Raw genomic sequence first — 16,727 nt, 5'->3', positions numbered from 1 at the left:
CGTTTATCAAAAATGTAATTATTATTATTATTTTAATGTATCAATTTCTATGCCAGTTATTCATAAAAACATCACTACTATTTATTTTCCCTTACATTTAAAGAGCCGGTTCACTGAGAAATCTGCATTGACCTTTTTGCTTTTATCAATAAAATATGGGAAATACCTATCACTTGAAAATAAGCTGACTTCTTTGAGATTTTCATTATTACAATACAAGCGCCAAAGTACCGCTTCGTGGTCACTATTGTTAGTGTGTATTGTGCTATTTGTTTGTTTTTCTCAAAATCTTGGTTTATCAAAAAGCTGCCCTTTATCATCTCAACCTGACAATATTGAGCAAATCCACACTCTCAATTCAGACCAAGCTCAGAACGATGATGCTTCACAATGCAGTAGTAGTGAACAATTAGTTAATGCTCACACCATTCATCTAGATTTTGCTATCCCGATGTTTATCTTAGCCCTTCTTATTGTTGCGGCGATCCTTAAACAAGCTGGATCAACTTACTTTTTTACAGAACCGCCCACCTCTTATGGTGTTCGGCGACATCTCGCGTTTTGCACCTTCCAAGAATAACCACACCGTAAGTACTTATATCTTTAGTTAATATAATTATTTTCGGAGTAAAACCGTGTTTACAATTCAACAAATTAAAATCATCGCTCGATTTCGTTCAGCGGTGCTATTGGCATCAGCGTTGCTTCTGTCTGCTTTTTCTTTATCTGCTCATGAATTAACAGCGATTGTCGATACAAAACCTCTAATCCAAAGTAAAGACACCAGCATTATTACCATGATTGTTTTTGCTTTTTTAGGCGGATTAATTCTTAATATTATGCCGTGTGTGTTGCCTGTATTAGGCATGAAACTCAACAGCATGGTTACTTCATCAACCTCAAGTAAACGTTCTATTCGCTTACAGTTTTTTGCTTCTGCCGCAGGGATCTTAACGTCTTTCTGGTTACTTGCGACTGGTTTGCTTATTTTAAAATTTACAGGCAGTGCCATTGGTTGGGGGATCCAGTTCCAAAGCCCTATATTCATTGGCTTTATGGTTATCATTACCGCCTTGTTTACCGCTAATTTATTTGGCATATTCGAGATCCAATTACCAAGCCGATTCTCAACCTCTATTGCGAGTAAAGGCAATAACACAACACTTGGACACTTCGTTCAGGGTATGTTTGCAACACTACTTGCGACTCCATGTAGTGCACCTTTCTTAGGTACCGCGGTTGCTTTCGCATTAGGTGCTAATGTTTTTGAAATGTGGGGGATATTTACTTCGCTAGGGCTTGGAATGGCTCTTCCTTGGATACTGTTCGCTTCATTTCCGGAACTCGTTTCATTTATGCCAAAGCCTGGAATGTGGATGAACAAGGTCAAAATTATTTTTGGTTTGATGATGCTAGTAACAACTTTATGGTTACTTAGCTTACTTTCTCCCTTTCTCGGTAGCACTACTGTTTGGATTATTACTGCATTACTAATTATTTTCTTATTATATAAAGTAGGTAAGAAACACGGCAAGAATACCGTTATTGCTATCTTAGCTATTATCGTTTTCTCTAGTAGCGCATTACTGATTATTGGCAGTATGACAACAAAGCATTGGGTTACACCTATTGTCGACGATATCCCTTGGCAATCTTTGGATCAACCCTCTATAAATGAATATGTTGCTCAAGGGAAAACAGTCTTTGTCGATGTTACTGCTGACTGGTGTATTGCCTGTAAAACCAACAAGGTAGGTGTGATTTTACAAGATCCTGTGTATTCAACACTGCATCAAGAAAACGTTATTGCGATGAAAGGAGACTGGACTCACCCAAATGAGAAAGTAACTAATTATCTAAAAAGCCATCAACGTTTTGGGGTTCCACTTAACGTTGTTTATGGGCCGAATGCACCGCAAGGGTTGCCTTTATCTGTACTTCTTACAAGTGATGATGTAATGCAAGCAATTGAATATGCAGGGAGAGCAAACTAATGACAATAGCAGAACTGACTGATACTCAACTAGGTTTAAGAATGACGCCAAATTTGTAATTGGTAATAACATAATCCTTGGTTTTATACTGACTGAATACTTAAAGGCGATCATTGATAAACCGTTATAAATCGCAATAAAGATATATTAATAAAAAGCTGCTATCTAATATTAGAGATAGTGGCTTATTAATACATAATTGCTTATATTTTAGTCGTATGCTTCTAATTTATTTCTTTAGGGCTATTTATTTTTATCTGAAAATTAAGTACCTTATCTGAATGACGTCCCATTAACTCTGGATGAATATAATGCAGAACAAAACAACGCCACGAATTGCGGTTGCTATTCTTTCTTCGCTTCTTGCTCTCTGCGCATTTCTCTATGACGTTATCGGTTTTGAGTCAGCTTCTGATCTTTGGTTTGAAGGTTTAACACTTATTTTATTAGTCTATATCTATCTAACGGCCTACCAGTTTTTAACACCTTATGCTTTTCTGACTGCTGGTGGCGCACTTTTACTATTTAATAAAGCTTATGACCTACTAACAGAATTCCCTCAAATAGAATATCACGCTGATAAGTTCGAAATCATCGATACTTTATTGGACGACGGTTCTCTATTTATTGCTTTTCTACTCATCGCTATTGGCATTACTCATATGATGAAAAGATTGGCTAAACAAAACATGAAAGATGAACTGACTAATTTATATAACAGAAGAAAACTCTCTGAAATCGAATTAGATGCATTTGATCTTATTTATTTTGATCTAAATGACTTGAAAAAAGTTAATGATTTAAAAGGGCATCAAGTAGGAGATCTAATGATTATTCGATTTGCTCAGGTGCTGAGAAACTCATGCATTAAGCAAGAAATGGCTCTTCGAGTTGGAGGAGATGAATTTGTTGTCATCACTCATAAAGATCGCTCAATGCCGTTTATTAACAGTGTTTGTAAACAGCTAGAGAATGAACAAATTTCCTTTGCGTATGGCATAGAATCAACAACAAGAGAAGGACTAGAAGAAGCACTTATAAACTCAGATAAACGTATGTATGAGATGAAAGCCCAACAGAAGAAAAACCGCCAACAGCACCTCGTACAACAGCAGACAACCTATTGAATTTATATAATTTAAATTGCTTTATTTCTATCAAAGAAATGATTAACTGGTCCATACCCTTTCCCAATAGTTAACTCATCTGCATGAACAATTGCTTGGGTGATATATTGCTTACCTAGCCTAACCGCAGCATCCAGCGTATAACCTTGAGCTAAATAAGATGCAATAGCTGAAGATAGAGTGCAACCTGTCCCGTGTGTATTATGAGTATTAATACGTGCCGTCGACAAACGCTCAACGGAATCGGCACCAATAAATAAATCCGTACTATTGGTACTTTCCTCTAAATGCCCTCCTTTTAGTAACACTGATTTTGCACCTAATTGACGAAGTTCATCAATGATGGCTGTCATTTCACCTTCATTTTTAGGAACTTTAACCCCAATTAATGCCGAAGCTTCAGGAAGATTTGGTGTGATCACATCAGCAAGAGGAAGAAGTTCAGATTTAAGGCTATCAATAGCAGATGCCTGAAGTAGCAAATCGCCACTGGTGGCTACCATTACAGGATCAACCACCACGTATTGAGGAGAATATTGTTTGATTTTTTTTGCGACAGAATGAATAACATCAGAATCACTTAACATTCCGACTTTAACGGCAATCACATTTAGATCAGAGAAAACGGCATCAAGCTGCTGTTCTACAAATTCACTGCTGATTGAATAAATGCCCGTAACGCCTTGGGTGTTTTGAGCCGTTAATGCGGTAATAACAGAGCACGCATAGCCTCCAGTTGCTGAGATGGCTTTAATATCAGCTTGGATCCCTGCGCCACCACCACTATCAGACCCTGCAATAGTTAATACAATAGGAGTAATAGTAGATAACTTATTTAAAACAGGTGATGCCAAAGGTGCTGTAGTAACGAATGTAGACATAATTATTTTCCCTAACTAACGCTCAGGAAAAACAGTCGAATGAGAATATCTCTACGTTGGTACGCAAGATCTCACCTAAAGAAACGGATCAGAGGCGATCGAGTCAAGAGGACCATTAGTTCCCTACGTCAGTACTAACTGAATCAGGTTCAACGGGTTCGCTATTGCGATCTCAGCCTATTGGCTCCCCGACTAATGAGGTCATACTATCACTAATTAATTTTGAGATAATATGATTTTTATAATAATGTTATCTGTATGGGTTAATTTTTATGCTGAGAACCCAATTTAGACGCTAATTGACTAACGATAGTTTTACGCATATCCGAGAGCTTTGGAGCTTCACCGATTTGCCACGGTAATGGACGCATTAAACTCATGGTTCTTAATCCAAAACGAGCCGTTAATAAACCAATCCCCAATCCTTGTGCTGCACGAGTAGAGAGCTTGCCTGCCAACCCCGTTGATAACATATCCACACCAACATCGGTCGCCATTTCTGTTGCCCCGGCAAAAGCCATGTTTTGCAAAACCATTTTAAACAAACGTAAACGTCCCCAGTAACCAAGCTCTACTCCGTACACTTGAGAAACTTGCTCGATTAATCGAATGTTACGCCATGCAACCAGTAACATATCAACGACAGCTAATGGGCTTAATGCCACCATTAATGCTGACTCACCTGCGTGTCTACTGATTAAAGCTCTTGCGCGTTTATCTTGCTCAGCTACCACCATGCTGTCATACATTTCAAATACTTCAGCGTTATTGTGATGAGATTCAATGCTGTTTTGCCAACGAGTATACTCAGCTGTTTTTGCTGTTGAGCCCTTGTTCGCTAAATCTTCACAAAACGATTTGGCTTGCCCAATACCATTACCTTCGACTAATTCAGTCACTTGCTGTTGAACTTCTGCTCGGTTTTTAAGCTTATGTAATATCCATAATTCACGACCAATCGCTGTCACTCCCATAACAGCCGCCAGACTAATTAACCCAGCCCAGCCCAGCGATAAGAAATCAGCCGATTGAATGGCAGTAATCACATGATCAACACTTTGCCATACCGTTAAACCAAGGAAACCACCAATTAATGTTTTAATACTCCAATGGGTTTTCTTTTTGATTAATGGCGTTTCAATATCCACACCATCCAATTCCTCTTCTTCGATAGCTTGAGGAACAAATTTAACATTCTCTTCAAATAGCTTTTGAGTTTGAAGGTTATCAAGGGTTTCGATATCTTGCTCTAACTCTTGAGACGAGGCTTGAAAGATACGCTGTTTTTTTAACTCACTCATACTAATTTATCCCCTAACAAGAATTGCATCGCCTTATCCATTCGGATGTGTTGCAGCGGTTTGTCATTCTCATTGTGCAACGGTTGAAAGCTCATAAAGTTAAATGGCTCTGTTTCCCAGTAGGCTTTACTCGGGATGCGTTTTGGCACCTCTCCCGGGAACATCATTAATGGTTTTTGTTCACTGTTAATCCCAGAAATTGCAGCACATAACTCACCATTATCTTCAATCATACCGGCCGTTGTCGCCTGAATGGACGCAATGCTCATGCACTCCATTTTAATGCCTTCGTACGCCGTTTCTTGCCATGTTTGATGGATCATCTGTTGCAGTAACAAAACCATGTTTGGGTGTTGCTCTGGTGTCACATGATCAGCCTTGGTTGCCGCAAATAGTACCTTATCAATTTTTGGCGAAAACAGACGTTTTAACATCGAACTTTTACCATATTGAAAGCTGTGCATCAGTTGATCAACCGCTTGGCGCATATCATTAAATGACTGTTCACCTGCATTTAATGGCTGTAAACAGTCGACCAAGACAATTTGACGATCAAAATGTCTAAAATGCTCGTTATAAAACTTCTTCACAACGTGCTGTTGATAATGTTTATAGCGTTTTTTTAGTATCGAAATATTCGAATCTTTCTTCACTTTTGCTAGCTCTTCTTCTGTGTATTTATGCAAAAACATAAATGGGAAAAACTGCAAGACCGGTGCACCCGCTAGTTCTCCAGGTAATACAAAACGCCCCGGTTGTACCCAGTGCAGACCCTGAGAATCTTTACAGCTATGAAGATACTGAGTAAATAACTCTGCAATATGACTGATTTGTTTTTCATCGACAGGCGCTAAAGGATCTAACTTTTTCGCCTCTTTTAGCCATGCTTCAGAGAGTATTTTTCTATGCCCAGTTAAGTTAACCTGCTGTTGCTTTGACCATTTAAGATAATCCATATCCAGTAATGGAAGATCTAATAGCCACTCTCCCGGATAATCGACAATATCAACGTATAAAGTCGCGCTGTCTTGCAAATGTTTTAACACACCCGATTTAGGTTTAAATTTAATAGCTAAACGTAATTCACTCACATCCCGTGTAGGTTCAGGCCAGGTTGGCGGCTCAGCAAGTAATGAATCCATCCCTTCATCATATGTAAAACTAGGAATAGAAAGATTTGATTGCGGTATGCGTTTCGCACCAATCATTCGCCCTTCACGGGTCACTGATAATAAAGGTAATTTATCGCTTGAAGCGGCATGTAAGCACTGATTAACCAAAGAGGTAATAAACGCCGTCTTACCTGCGCGCGACAACCCTGTAACCGCCAATTTGACGTGACGATCCATACTGCGGCTGACTAATTTATTCATTTCTTTGGTTAATCTACTCATTCATATTTCTCTCTTTCTACAAACAACAAATGGAGTGTACAGAACTGAATCTGAACACCCCATGAACAAGGTCTTAGTTATTGCTTAATTAAAGGTTACGAAATTCGCGGCGAACCTTGTATTCCGAAGAAGTAACATACCCTTCCATTCGGCGGATCTTCTCTTCCATTCTGGCCATGTCTTTATCAACACGCTTAATCACTTCTGATGCTGATTGACCCGCTTGCCATGGTTTACTTTTTACTGTGTGCTCACGTTTTTCTTCTGTGCGGTAGTACATTTCAACTGGTGCTTTATCTAAAAACAACATGGCTGCAAAGTACGCCAGCATAACAAGAAAACCCGCACTGAATAACGCGGCAGATACTACTAAAATACGTACTATCCACGGCTCAATACCAAAGTACTGTGCAATACCTGCACAAACACCACCAATTTTTCCGTTTCGAGTATCTCTATACAGTTCTTTTGACATTAGCGCTCCCTCCAACTTGGGGATTCTGCATCCAGAATTTTCTCTAATGTTTCAACACGACGTTGCATTTTATCCGCACGCTCTGTCATCGCTTTTAATAACTGTGTATCTTCTTGTGACAAACCTTGCGCTGTTTTTCCTTTACTTCGGTAATGTAAAAACAGCCATAACGGTGCAACAAAAATAAAAAATATGACCAATGGGAAAGCAAAAAAGCCGCTCATTGTTTTCTCCTTAGTAATTCAAATTCGATCAATTCTTGTAATCTATTATGCGTCTTTCTTCATTTGTTCTTTTAGGCGCTCTAATTCTTTTTCAATTTCATCTTGCGCTTGCAGCTCTGCAAATTCTTGTTCTAGTGAGTTTGCTTTACCCATTGAGTAAGTGTCTGCCTTTGCGTCCAATTCGTCAATACGACGCTCATATTGTTCAAACTTTGCCATTGCACGTTCTGTTTTACCTGAATGCGTATGCGCTTTAATGTCGTTACGATGCTGCGCTGTTTGTTGACGGATCACTAATGCTTGTTGACGCGCACGAGTTTCTGTCAGTTTAGTCTCTAACTCAGTTAATTCTGTGGTCAACTTCTCAATGCTTTCTTCTACAAGGATGAATTCTGTTTTTAGGCTTGATAGTACGTCTTGTACTTTTTGTTTTTCAATCAATGCTGAACGCGCTAAGTCTTCACGTTGTTTAACTAAGGCTAAACTTGCCTTTTCTTGCCAATCGATCACTTGCGCTTCAATTGAACCAATTTTGCGTGTCAGCTCTTTTTTATCTGCGATTGCTTTTGCGGATGCAGTTCGAACCTCAACTAATGTGTCTTCCATCTCTTGAATAATTAAACGGATCATTTTTTCTGGATTCTCGGCTTTATCCAGTAAAGAAGTTACATTGGCATTAACGATGTCTGCAAAGCGTGAAAAAATACCCATAATTTATTCCTCTCAATTAATATCAATTTAGATAACTATTTTTAAATCTACTATGACTATTACACAATACATGCCAAGTTTTCATTCATTAAAAATCAACAGCTTACAACAAATCGACGAGCATGCCATTTTAAGCTATGATTAAAATAACCATTATTTAGTAATATTGACCAATTAAGTTAAGGTAAAGCATGAGAAAAGACAGCTTAATCGGCGAATCGGATGCGTTTTTATCTGCGTTAGACCAGGCATCTCAATTGGCGACGATAGATAGACCAATCCTCATTCTTGGTGAACGCGGAACCGGGAAAGAGTTAATTGCTCAACGACTTCACTTTCTATCAAAGCGATGGGATGAGCCATTAGTGAGTTTAAACTGTGCCGCCTTAAGCTCTGGCACATTAGATTCGGAGCTTTTTGGTCATGACGCTGGCTCATTTACGGGAGCAAAGCAGCGTCATCAAGGTCGATTCGAACGTGCTGATGGTGGTTCCCTCTTTTTAGATGAACTAGGAACCGCGCCTTTAACCGTACAAGAAAAGTTGCTTCGAGTGATTGAGTATGGTGAATATGAACGCGTTGGTGGTTCTCGAACCCTAAAAGCAGACGTTCGCTTGATTTGTGCGACCAACCAAAACCCACAAGACTTAATAGCAGAAAATAAATTTAGAGCTGATTTATTAGATCGATTATCTTTTGATGTGATTCATTTACCCCCGCTACGATACCGAGAGCAAGACGTACTGTTACTTGCTGAACATTTTGCCATAAAAATGTGCCAAGAAATGAACTTAACGTATTTTGCAGGGTTTTCACGTTATGCTCAGCATCAAATCTTAGGTTATGACTGGCCCGGTAACGTCCGTGAGTTAAGAAACTGTATTGAAAGAGCCGTGTTTAAGCATAATCATGAAGAGGCTCAAATCGAGTCAATTCAGCTCAACCCTTTTGTTTCTCCATGGGCAGATTCTCAGTTAACCTCTTCTCCTTCAGCTATACTCAATGCTCAAGAAAGAGAAGAACAAGCGATATCGCTACCATTGAATTTAAAACAATTTCAAATAGAGCAAGAGAAAGCACTACTTGAACAAGCGCTATTAAAATCACAACATCATCAACGAAAAGCCGCTGAAGAATTAGGCATTACTTACCATCAATTTCGTGGATTATTGAAAAAGCACCAACTCTTGACCACAATCAAGGGATAATCTTAGATATTTAAGTGCAGAACCAGTCACTTGGGTATAAAATGGCAGGTTCATTAATTAAAATCGATAAAAAGCTGCGGTCATTATGAAAATTATTGCGCGCATACTCATAACTGCAACAGGATTATTTAGCCTTGTTGGTTGCTATGATGCGGGGATTAAACAAACAATCCATGAAACAGGGTTCGTTTACTGTGAGTCAGGAAATCTGGATTCTTTTAATCCACAAATCTCTGATGAAAACAGCATTCTGGAAGCCGTTAGCGCTCAGATCTATGATCGCCTGCTTATTATTGATCCCGTTACGCAAAAGCCATCGCCAAATTTAGCCAGCGAATGGCAAGTTGATAATACAGGAACGGTTTACACTTTTACTTTGCAACCTAACGTTGCATTTCATACTACTGACTTATTTACACCAACACGCTTTTTAAATGCAAATGACGTTGTTTTTAGTTTTGAGCGCATCATAAACTCTGATAATTCATATCACAATGTCAATTCAGGGCATTACCCATGGTTTGATAGTATCAATTTCCCTCAAACAGTGACCTCAATAGAAGCCATTAACCCGCATCAGGTTCAATTCACGCTTTCTTCACCTGATAATACCTTTTTATCTTCTTTAGCAACCTCTTACGCAGTTATTCTCTCAAAAGAATATGCCCAGCAACTTGCGGCCTCTGACGATAAAAACCTAATTGATTCACTACCTGTCGGTACTGGTCCTTTTAAACTGTCGCAATTTCAAAAAAGTGAAATGGTGCGTTTAAAACGACACGACAACTACTGGCAAGGTAAAGCTAAGATGTCGCAAGTGGTATTTGATATATCAAGTAGAGGGACAGGTTCATTAGCAAAACTACTGCGCCAAGAGTGCGATGTGGTAGCAAACCCTATATCCAGTCAATTGCCTATTATTATTGAAAATGACGAATTGACTTTGTATTCACAAACGGCAACTAACGTTGCTTTTATTGCTATCAATACAGAAAACCCATTATTACAAGATCAACGCGTGCGTAAAGCGCTCAATTTTGCGATTGACCGTTCAAGCTTAATTAACTCGGTTTACTATAATTCAGGTATTGAGGCAAAGTCGATCTTACCTCCAGCTTCTTGGGCTTATGGTAATGACAGCTCTTTTATTCGCTATAACCTAAATTACGCAAAAGGATTATTACGTGAAGCTGGTATAGAAGATGAAATTGAACTGACGATGTGGGTGCCTCTTGATAATAACTCTTATAATCCAAGCCCTAAAAAGTCAGCTGAAATTATTCAGAGCAATTTTTCAGACATCGGGATTAAGCTTAAATTAATTACTAGCGATTTGTTAAACCGTAATGAACTCGCAGAGAATAACATCGATTTAGTATTAACAGGCTGGAATGCTAACAGCTCAGACCCTGATACTATGCTTCGACCATTGCTTTCATGTGACGCAAAACAAGCGGGATTTGGTGTTGCCAATTGGTGTAATGAGGAGTTTGATTTCTTGCTTGATTTAGCAAAAGAAACGAATCAACCTCGCTATCGTATTAACTTATATCGTCAGATCCAAAATCTATTGAGCGAAGAAATGCCAATAATACCATTAGCACATGGCGTAAAATATCAAGCGAACCAATCTTCGTTACACGGTTTTACATTAAGTCCATTCAATACCTATCCATTCCATAAAATTATCAGAATTAAGGAGGAGATATAATGTGGATTTACACGATACGACGTTTTAATTTATTCATTATTACGCTATTGATCCTAACCTTAATCGGTTTCAATATTCTACGTCTTGACGATAGCTCTGCATGGGCGCAAACCTCTTTCTTCTCAGGGTGGTTCACCTACTTGGGTCAGCTAACTAGCGGAAACCTTGGTGTGAACGAATACGGTGTAAATATGCTAGATGAAATTCTGCGTGTTTTCCCTGCTACCATTGAATTGTGCTTCTTTGCCTTTTTTATCGCCCTTATCATAGGGACCCCTGTTGGGACCATTGCAGGTATGCGTCAAGGTAAACCAATGGATACCTTTATTTCATCCATTGCTTTACTTGGCTACGCTATGCCTTTGTTTTGGATAGCATTAATTTTACTCATGTTTTTTAGCTTGCAGCTTGGTATTACTCCTGTTTCTGGTCGTTACAGTTTGTTGTATGAATTTGATACTAAAACAGGGTTTGCCTTTATCGATGTATTAGCTTCTAACTCTCCGTACCGTGCAGAAATGCTCGAAAACATTATTCAGCACTTAATATTGCCTACGTTGGTACTTTCAATTGCACCAATGACAGAGGTCATTCGCTTGATGCGCTCTTCTGTTTCTACGGTAATTACTCAAAATTACATTAAAGTCGCTCATACAAAAGGGCTGTCTAAATTTCAAATTATGATTAAGCATATTATTCGTAATGCGCTCCCGCCTATTATCCCGAAACTAGGCATACAACTATCAGGTCTATTTACTGCGGCTATTTTAACTGAATCTATTTTTAACTGGCCAGGTATTGGCCGCTGGCTTTTGGATGCTATTATTAATCAAGATTTTGTTGCTGTTCAAGCAGGGGTAATTACTGTTGCTTCATTTATTTTATTCGCAAATATTCTGTCTGATTTATTAGGTGCCGCAGTAAATCCATTAGTAAGGAAAGAGTTCTATGCTCTCAAATAGTGTTTATCAAGAAGAACATATTCCAACGCAAATGGAACGTTTTTGGTTAAGTTTTCGAACGAATTCCTTAGCTATGTTTGGATTTTGGTGTTTATTATTAATTATTATAATAACCATCACTTCACCATGGCTGAGTCCTTATGATCCTCAATGGCAATCAGAGAATCTATTAATGCCGCCATCATGGAGTTCTGAAGGCGATGTTGCGTTCTTCTTGGGTACCGATGATTTAGGTCGAGATATTCTCTCTCGTTTATTAATGGGATCACAATTAACTTTTGGCTATGCTGTAATTGTGGCGCTATTTTCTGGCTTTGTTGGCTGCACCATTGGTATTTTTGCTGGTATGACTAAAGGGTTATTATCAAGTGCTTTAAATCACCTATTAGATACCATTCTCTCTATTCCTTCCCTATTGCTCGCTATTATTTTTGTTGCTTTCTTAGGGTTTGGGGAATTTAATATTTTGTTGGCAATCTGGTTAGCTCTCATTCCTCGTTTTATTCGCGCTGTATACACTGCGGTTCATAATGAGGTAGAAAAAGATTATGTCCTTGCTGCCCGACTTGATGGTGCGAACGACTTCTACCTTTTATGGAATTCTGTACTTCCAAATATTCTCATTGTTATCGTCGCAGAAATGACATTAGCGATTTCAGTGGCTATTTTAGATATTACCGCTCTGGGTTTTCTCGGTTTAGGCGCACAAGCACCAAGTCCTGAATGGGGAGTAATGTTAGGTGACTCTATTGAGTTAATTTATACCGCTCCGTGGACAGTAACGTTACCTGGTATCGTCATTACCTTTACGGTTATTATCATTAACTTAGTTGGTGATGGTATTCAGCGTGCACTAAATGCGGGGACTGAGTAATGCCTTTATTAGATATTCGTCACTTAACCATTGAGCTTGAAACGCCCCAAGGTATGGTAAAAGCTGTCGACCGTATGAGCCTAACACTTAATGAAGGTGAAATTCGTGGGTTGGTAGGTGAATCAGGTTCAGGTAAGTCTCTTGTCGCTAAAGCAATTTTAGGGATCACCAAAGATAACTGGAAGATCAGTGCTGATAGAATGCGATTAGGTAATATTGACCTTCTTGCATTGTCTCCAAAAGAACGCCGCCGAGTGATTGGGCGTGAAATGGCGATGATCTTTCAAGAACCGTCGACCTGTCTCGATCCATCAGAGCAAGTAGGTAACCAATTAAAAGAAGCAATTCCATCAAAGTACTTTACTGGCAGTTGGTGGCAGCGTTGGAATTGGCGTACGAAAGGCGCTATTGCTCTACTTCATAAAGTAGGGATCAAAGATCATAAACGCATCATGAAATGTTATCCATATGAGTTAACGGATGGTGAATGTCAAAAAGTAATGATCGCTATGGCTATTGCCAATAAGCCTCGTATCTTAATTGCTGATGAACCAACCGATGAATTGGATGCTGTGACCCAGTCACAAATATTCCGTTTATTAAGCCGCATGAATCAAGTTAATAACACCACGATTCTGCTAATCAGTCATGACTTAATCACTTTAACGCAATGGGTAGATAGAATCACCGTAATGTACTGCGGTCAATCGGTTGAGTCTGCTTGTCGTAAAGATATTTTAGAAGCACCAAAACATCCTTATACTAATGCGCTTCTACGGGCCATGCCTGATTTTAGCAAAGATGGGATCCCCCATAAGGCCAAGTTAGAATCATTGCCTGGAACAATTCCACCATTACAGCATTTACCTATTGGCTGTCGTTTAGGTCCTCGTTGTCCTTATGCTCAAAGAAAATGCGTGCAAGTCCCTGAAGGTCGTAAAGTGAAAGATCACAAATTTAGCTGCCATTTCCCACTAAACTTTGAGGAGAAGAAGAATGACTGCGCTTCTTGAGGTCACTGATCTTAAAAAAGATTACGTTTTTCGTACTGGGTTATTTCGCAAACAAGTACGAGAAGCGGTTAAACCCGTCAGCTTTTCGTTAGAAGCAGGACAAACAATAGGTTTTATTGGTGCGAACGGCTCAGGTAAATCAACCTTAGCAAGAATGCTTGCAGGTGTCGTAGAACCTACTTCTGGCATCATTAAAGTTAATGGTGAGGTTTTAGATTACAAAGATTTTCAAACTCGTTGTAAATTAATACGTATGATTTTTCAGGACCCTAACTCATCGTTAAATCCTCGAATTCAAATAGGCCGAATTCTAGAAGGTCCATTGAAGCGTAATACCAGCATGCCTCCAGAAGCAAGAGAACGCCGTGTTAAAGATACTCTGCAACGTGTTGGCTTGTTACCTGAACACGCTTACTTCTACCCACAAATGCTGGCGACAGGCCAAAAACAGCGGGTCTGTTTGGCTCGTGCTCTAATCTTACAGCCGTCTATTATTGTTGCAGATGAAGCGTTGAATGGACTCGATATGGCGATGCGTTCTCAAATCATTAACCTGTTTTTAGAGCTTCAACAAGAGATGGCGATTTCATTTATCTACGTATCGCAACATATTGGTGTAGTAAAACATATTACCGACAAAGTGATGGTGATGCATGAAGGGGAAGTGGTAGAGAAAGGTCCAACCCAAGAGATCTTTGCAAACCCTCAACACTCTATTACACAGCGCCTTTTAGCTAGCCATTTTGATGCCCCTACACATGATAGAAAACAGCGTATTAGTGCAGCGACACCTAAAATTGAGTGCTAGATTAGACTAAATAAATCCCATCTCTATTATCAATAATAAAGATGGGACTATGTAACCTCAACTCGGGATAAGAAAGTCGAGTAGTAAATTTTTCATGCACTTAAATTAAACCAATAAGTCAGTAATGTTAATTTAGATCGATACCAAGATTGCGCGGCTACTTAACCCACTTTCTAAAGTCAGTAATAACATCTGCGCAGGCTCGTCATTCAGTTGCTCACCTGTCCAAAAATCACGCCAAATTGAAGGCTGATCAGCCACTAACGTGTGCTCCATTGGCTCATCATCATAGTTAAAGACACAATGGAGCTCATGCTGATGATTAAGTCGAAGTGTACAGTGACGATTCGATAATGATTTAAACTGGGCTGAATCTTGTGTTAGGCGATGACGTGACAATAGATTCTTCCATGTCTTCTTCGCAAAGTTATTCAACTCAGGTAACGGGTCTCCAGATAAGGCTAATCCGCCAGCAGCTAAAATCACATTGCGGTGAAATTCATAATCTTTTCGTTCTGCCCCTTGATTAGGTAAGGAAATTAACGTGATGCAATCCGGATCAATTTGCCATAATTTACGATGTTGCCAGCTACGATAAAATGTTTCTTTTGCAATTTGCTCAAATCGCTCAGCTTTCCTTTCTACGTCATCAGAGACGCGCATTGCATCCACAAGACCTAAAGATGGCCACATTGGCGCATTACACCCTAGAATCAACGCCTCTCCAGCACCATTAATAATGGCTTGCATACCTAAACGATAGGCTTCAATTCCTGTGATCCCAGACTGAACACGAGCACCTTTTAATGAGCCCCAGTAATTTGCATCCAATTTGAAAAGTTCAACTCCCCACTCCTCTCTCATGGTTCGAATCACTTCAGTTAAATGAATCTGCACGGCTTGTTTTGAAGTATCAAGAATATACCAAGGTGTGCAACGCCAGCCTCCATAAGTGATATCTTCCGCTTTTAATAACTCACCGTTTTCATGACGTACAAACCAATCTGGATGATTTTTAAAGATCTCTGACTCCGGTTGAGCAATAAACGGAGCAATCCAAATAGCTGGCTTTTTACCTTTACTTTTTATTGCCGCTAATAAGCTTTCAATGCCATTAGGGAATTTATTTGACGGTGTTAACCAATCCCCCATAAATGCTTGGTAACCATCATCGAGTAAGACCCACTCAAGCTCTGCTTGTTCATCACTCATCACTTCAAGGTTATCTAAGACGTTTTGTTCGGTTACATCTGCATAATAGGCATACCATGAACACCATCCGACAGGCGCATTTTGCTTTACTCCTGCTCTAATCGGGTGCTGTTGCTGTACTTTTGCGGCATAAAGTTCATACATTTCATCAAGTGAATCCGCTTGAATAACAGTAACCACTTCCATTTCATTACTCGCCCAATCCTGAGGGTGAGTATGCTCCCCATCAAGAAATGCCATTACGTTCATTTCGCCTTGATGTTGATGGATTTCAAAATAACCAGCAAAGCGATAGCACGATGTGAACCCAAATAGTGTAAAACCATCGGACTGCTCAATGACTAAATAGTTATAGAAACGTTTTTTAGCGTTTTCTGAATATAAACGATAACTGGCGTTATTATCTGGGCAACGACCTATATCTTGAGGAGAGCTAACCTGACCACCCGTTTGAGATAGCATTTGAAAGCCATCACCTAAAATCTTAGCATCATGCTCTAATTGTGTAGGGAACTGTAAAACAAGATAATGATCATTGATAGGCAGGTTATGAATGCCAGCAAAACGCATAGTAACTTGGTCGTCTTGCAGTTCATAAACTAAATCGGTTTGAACAGGAATGGTTTCTTGTCCGCATAAGAAAAATAATGGGTTCATCATGCACTTCCTACTGCTCGTTTCTATAACGAAATTAATCAGATAACTGTGTAATTTCCATAGAATACTACTATTCAAGATACAAGCAACAATAACAGATGAAGGGCGAGAGTTTGGAGGGGTTAAATATTAAAAATACCAAGCCAGTATCATTCATACTGACTTGGTAAACTAA

16 protein-coding genes and 1 riboswitch are annotated in these 16,727 nt (G+C 39.3%); of the genes, 9 read left to right on the top strand and 7 right to left on the bottom strand.

Annotation, left to right across the window (positions count from 1 at the left end; all coding sequences use genetic code 11):
• The first annotated feature begins 49 nt into the window (after positions 1-49).
• The 3 genes from PVK63_RS10710 to PVK63_RS10700 all read left to right on the top strand — a co-directional run bounded on the left by PVK63_RS10710 (position 50) and on the right by PVK63_RS10700 (position 3,121).
• Positions 50-580: a hypothetical protein gene (locus PVK63_RS10710; protein ID WP_242511045.1), complete on the top strand. Its 531-nt coding sequence runs from the start codon at positions 50-52 to the stop codon at positions 578-580.
• Between the two features lie 55 nt (positions 581-635).
• Positions 636-1,994: a protein-disulfide reductase DsbD family protein gene (locus PVK63_RS10705; protein ID WP_242511046.1), complete on the top strand. Its 1,359-nt coding sequence runs from the start codon at positions 636-638 to the stop codon at positions 1,992-1,994.
• Between the two features lie 311 nt (positions 1,995-2,305).
• Complete coding sequence (locus PVK63_RS10700) at positions 2,306-3,121, top strand: GGDEF domain-containing protein (RefSeq protein WP_130086467.1); 816 nt, start codon at positions 2,306-2,308, stop codon at positions 3,119-3,121.
• An 11-nt stretch (positions 3,122-3,132) separates the two neighbouring features.
• On the opposite strand, the gene thiD is transcribed toward PVK63_RS10700, so the two are convergent.
• From thiD to pspA, 6 genes are all read right to left on the bottom strand, one after another.
• Positions 3,133-4,002, bottom strand: coding sequence for a bifunctional hydroxymethylpyrimidine kinase/phosphomethylpyrimidine kinase (thiD, locus tag PVK63_RS10695; protein WP_130086468.1), 870 nt, complete (start codon positions 4,000-4,002; stop codon positions 3,133-3,135).
• Positions 4,003-4,105: 103 nt separating this feature from the next.
• Positions 4,106-4,203, bottom strand: a riboswitch (TPP riboswitch).
• Between the two features lie 62 nt (positions 4,204-4,265).
• Entirely contained in the window at positions 4,266-5,303 is a 1,038-nt protein-coding gene (locus PVK63_RS10690; protein ID WP_130086469.1) for a YcjF family protein, read from the bottom strand.
• Positions 5,300-6,697, bottom strand: a complete 1,398-nt coding sequence (locus tag PVK63_RS10685; protein WP_130086470.1) for a YcjX family protein — start codon at positions 6,695-6,697, stop codon at positions 5,300-5,302. Before PVK63_RS10685 ends, PVK63_RS10690 begins: the two co-directional genes overlap by 4 nt.
• An 88-nt stretch (positions 6,698-6,785) precedes the next feature.
• Entirely contained in the window at positions 6,786-7,172 is a 387-nt protein-coding gene (gene pspC / locus PVK63_RS10680; RefSeq protein ID WP_130047641.1) for an envelope stress response membrane protein PspC, read from the bottom strand.
• A complete protein-coding gene (gene pspB / locus PVK63_RS10675) occupies positions 7,172-7,396 on the bottom strand; it encodes an envelope stress response membrane protein PspB (RefSeq protein ID WP_130045394.1) in 225 nt (74 codons plus the stop codon). The genes pspC and pspB overlap by 1 nt, the downstream gene beginning before the upstream one ends.
• Positions 7,397-7,441: 45 nt before the next feature.
• A complete protein-coding gene (pspA, locus tag PVK63_RS10670; protein ID WP_130047640.1) occupies positions 7,442-8,107 on the bottom strand; it encodes a phage shock protein PspA in 666 nt (221 codons plus the stop codon).
• Between the two features lie 191 nt (positions 8,108-8,298).
• Between pspA and pspF the strand changes: the two genes are divergently transcribed.
• The 6 genes from pspF to PVK63_RS10640 all read left to right on the top strand — a co-directional run bounded on the left by pspF (position 8,299) and on the right by PVK63_RS10640 (position 14,683).
• Positions 8,299-9,315 carry a phage shock protein operon transcriptional activator gene (gene pspF, locus PVK63_RS10665; protein WP_130086471.1) on the top strand — a complete coding sequence of 339 codons (1,017 nt, stop codon included), beginning with the start codon at positions 8,299-8,301 and terminating at the stop codon, positions 9,313-9,315.
• Positions 9,316-9,400: 85 nt separating this feature from the next.
• A complete protein-coding gene (gene sapA / locus PVK63_RS10660) occupies positions 9,401-11,026 on the top strand; it encodes an ABC transporter substrate-binding protein SapA (RefSeq protein ID WP_130086472.1) in 1,626 nt (541 codons plus the stop codon).
• Positions 11,026-11,988 (top strand): ABC transporter permease, encoded by a 963-nt coding sequence (locus PVK63_RS10655; protein ID WP_130045390.1) that lies wholly within the window; start codon positions 11,026-11,028, stop codon positions 11,986-11,988. Before sapA ends, PVK63_RS10655 begins: the two co-directional genes overlap by 1 nt.
• Positions 11,975-12,862, top strand: a complete 888-nt coding sequence (gene sapC / locus PVK63_RS10650) for a putrescine export ABC transporter permease SapC (protein WP_130047637.1) — start codon at positions 11,975-11,977, stop codon at positions 12,860-12,862. Before PVK63_RS10655 ends, sapC begins: the two co-directional genes overlap by 14 nt.
• Positions 12,862-13,875 (top strand): peptide ABC transporter ATP-binding protein, encoded by a 1,014-nt coding sequence (locus PVK63_RS10645; protein ID WP_130086473.1) that lies wholly within the window; start codon positions 12,862-12,864, stop codon positions 13,873-13,875. Before sapC ends, PVK63_RS10645 begins: the two co-directional genes overlap by 1 nt.
• Complete coding sequence (locus tag PVK63_RS10640; protein WP_130047636.1) at positions 13,859-14,683, top strand: peptide ABC transporter ATP-binding protein; 825 nt, start codon at positions 13,859-13,861, stop codon at positions 14,681-14,683. Before PVK63_RS10645 ends, PVK63_RS10640 begins: the two co-directional genes overlap by 17 nt.
• Positions 14,684-14,815: 132 nt before the next feature.
• Here the strand turns inward: PVK63_RS10640 and PVK63_RS10635 are convergent, their stop codons facing one another.
• The gene (locus tag PVK63_RS10635) at positions 14,816-16,555 is read right to left on the bottom strand and encodes a glycoside hydrolase family 36 protein (protein WP_130086474.1); all 1,740 of its coding nucleotides are present in this window, start codon (positions 16,553-16,555) and stop codon (positions 14,816-14,818) included.
• Positions 16,556-16,727 lie beyond the last annotated feature (172 nt).

Source organism: Aliivibrio sp. S2TY2, from assembly GCF_028765525.1.
Classification (GTDB): domain Bacteria; phylum Pseudomonadota; class Gammaproteobacteria; order Enterobacterales; family Vibrionaceae; genus Aliivibrio; species Aliivibrio finisterrensis_A.
The sequence above is the reverse complement of the archived record's forward strand: the minus strand, read 5'-3'. Positions and strand labels throughout refer to the sequence as shown.